The organism is Pseudomonadota bacterium (assembly GCA_026388215.1).
GTDB lineage: Bacteria > Desulfobacterota > Syntrophorhabdia > Syntrophorhabdales > Syntrophorhabdaceae > JAPLKF01.
Genome location: JAPLKF010000237.1, coordinates 1 through 2,856 on the forward strand (window position 1 = coordinate 1; position 2,856 = coordinate 2,856).

A 2,856-nucleotide genomic window follows, 5' to 3' on the forward strand; every position below is an offset into this window, starting at 1 on the left:
CACCCTGTCGTCTATATTCGGACCGCCTGTACTGCCACCTCTTTCTTCAAGGACACCAATAACCTTTGTTGGTAACTTACCCACAAGTATTACCTTGCCTACGGCATCTTCGCCCTTAAAGAGCTCATCGTATACCTTTGAACCAATAACACAGACTGCCTCTGCATTGGCATAATCGTCATTGGTAAAAACAGAACCTACCTGAAACCCCCATGAAAAGGATTCAAAGTAGTTCGTGGTAGACCCAACGACCTGGGTCTGCCAGTTTCTATCCCTATACCTCATCGTGACATTTCTCACTTGATAAACCTTCATCAGATCGTAGATACCTTGTATTCTCTGGAGTAGCTCAGCATCACGGAAGGTCAGGGTATTTATTCTCACCCTCGCTGCCCGCTGCCTCTCCCCACCGCCAAAGATCATGATGGAGTCTGGACCCAGAATTTCAAAAATATCGTGAGCCTTCTTATTTGCCCCTTCTATAGTGGTTATGATTACACATATAGAGAGAATACCGAGGGCAACACCGGAAAAGGAAAAGACTACCCTACCCCGGTAATAGTACAGGATCTTTAGATAACTTGTGATATCTTCGGAAATTGTCCCATCTTCTATCCTTATTAATCTTTTTCCAAAGGATGCAAGCTTCGGGTCATGAGTCACAACAATGACAGTCTTCCCATCTTCGTTGAGTATACGGAAAAGCTCCATAATCTCATTGCCGGTTTTAGAATCAAGTGCACCGGTTGGCTCGTCTGCAAGGATAAGGTCGGGGTCATTAATCAAGGCTCGTGCTATCGCAACCCGTTGCTGCTCACCGCCTGAGAGTTGTGAAGGTTTATTGTGTATTCTTTCTGAAAGACCAAACCTTCCCAAGAGCAATTTAGCCTTTTCCCGGGGATGTTTTATCTCTTTATGAGAATAGACAATCGGTATCAGGACGTTCTCTATGGCGTTAAGGTATGGAAGCAGGAAAAACTGCTGAAATACAAAACCGATATGCATATTTCTCATGGCGGCAAGCACCTCATCATCGAGACCATCAATACTGGTCTCCATGAATTGGTATTCACCCTCTGTCTGTTTATCAAGGAGGCCTACAATATTCATGAGCGTCGTTTTGCCTGACCCTGAAACGCCCATGAGAAGCACAAATTCACCCTTTCCAATCTCGAGGTTTATACCCTTAAGAATAGGTAATTCACGCTCTCCTATGAAATAACTCTTTTTAATATTTTTGAGGGTAATCACTTTTTTGGGCCTGGCGAGACGACTGTTGGAGCCTTTTTTACAGCTGATATAACGATTCGTTCTCCTTCGGAAAGACCCGATATGATTTCCGTAAATTGGTCATCTCTTATGCCGGGAGTAACCTCCCTGCGTTCCGACTTCTCCTTACCTTTGATGTAAACCACATTTTTCCCTTCCTCGAATCTCACAGTATTATTCGGTACAATGAGCACATCTGTCTTCTCTTCAACAATAATCCTCACATGTGTCGTCATCTCTGGCCTGAGAAGTGCTGTATCTTTCGGGTCTATCTTTACGATGGCGAGATAGTACACTATGTTGTCTTTGATTTCAGGCTGAGGATAAATCATGTCAATCTTTCCTGGAAATTTTTTATCCCGATACGTATCAACCCAGTATTCTACCTTCATCCCTGGCTTAGTCCTTCCTATATCCGTTTCATCAACATAGATCCACATCTCAAGCTTACTGGGATCTATAATCGTAATGAGAATCGCAGCGGAAAGCCCGGATACCACCGTTTCTCCTTCTTGTGTGGAGACCGTTGATACAAACCCAGAGATAGGTGCATATATCTTTGTATAGCTCAAAGAGACCTGAAGTGCGTTAAGCCTCTCCATCACCTCCTTTACCTTTGCTTTGGCAAGTTCTACCTGTGCTAAGGTTACATTCATCTCCCTCTTAGCTATGTCTACACTATCCTTCGTGGTATATTCTTTTTCTAACAGTCGTGTTTCTCTCTCATAGTTTATCTTACTGTATTCATACTGTGCCTGCTTAGCATCTAAATCCCTCTTCTGCTCTTCTATCTGAGCCTCTGTGTTCCTTATATTTGCAAGGATCTCTCTATCGTCTATTTTTGCTATAAGTTCGCCCTTCTTCACATAATCACCCACCTGATACTTCAGGTGAGTCAGGGTTCCCGTTGCCCTCGTTCCTACCTTAACAATTGCACCAACCTGGGCCTTTATGATACCTGTCTGTTCAGTAAAGTACGTTACATTTCCTCGCTTTACTGTAAAAAGTTCCCCTGTTTTCTCAGCCTTTCCCTTCCTGCCTACAAAAAAGAATATAAAAAATCCTACAACAAGGACTGCAATAACCCCGAAGATGAGATACCTTCTCATATTACTCCTTTCCAATATACGCCACCTTTTCCAGATATGCGAGTGCAGTGTTTGCCTTATAAATCGAGCTAATGTAGTTTTCCTTTGCTGTGGCAAGGTCCCTCTCACTCTGAAGAAGTGTCAGGATATCACCCTTACCAACCTTATACTCACCAAAGGCCTGATCAAAGTTTGTAGTTGCTTCCCTTACAAGCTCTTTATACATCTTTATATTTTCCATAGTTAGTTCATAATCTTTAAATGCCTTTATTATATCAAGTTTTACATTCCTCTTTGTTTCGTCAAGCCTGTGTTTGGCTGCAGCTACATCACTCAATGCACCCATCATATTGTAGTGCCTTCCTACACCGTCAAACAGTGGAAAGGTAAAATTCACCATGAATGAGTCACTCCTGCCTTCAGGAAAGAACCGCTTATCCTGCCTTGACTGTTGGAGTTCTGTATCAATTCTGGGAAACCAGTTGCTCTTTCTTTCCCT

General features: G+C 42.9%; 3 protein-coding genes. All 3 read right to left on the minus strand.

Annotated elements, in window-relative coordinates; translation table 11 throughout:
* Window positions 1–1,251 (minus strand): ATP-binding cassette domain-containing protein (locus tag NTU69_11600; GenBank protein ID MCX5804153.1); only part of this gene is annotated, 1,251 nt, incomplete at its 3' end.
* A complete protein-coding gene (locus NTU69_11605; protein ID MCX5804154.1) occupies window positions 1,248–2,393 on the minus strand; it encodes an efflux RND transporter periplasmic adaptor subunit in 1,146 nt (381 codons plus the stop codon). The genes NTU69_11600 and NTU69_11605, both read right to left, overlap by 4 nt.
* The coding region (locus NTU69_11610) for a TolC family protein (GenBank protein ID MCX5804155.1) at window positions 2,380–2,856 on the minus strand (477 nt) is incomplete at its 5' end. The genes NTU69_11610 and NTU69_11605, both read right to left, overlap by 14 nt.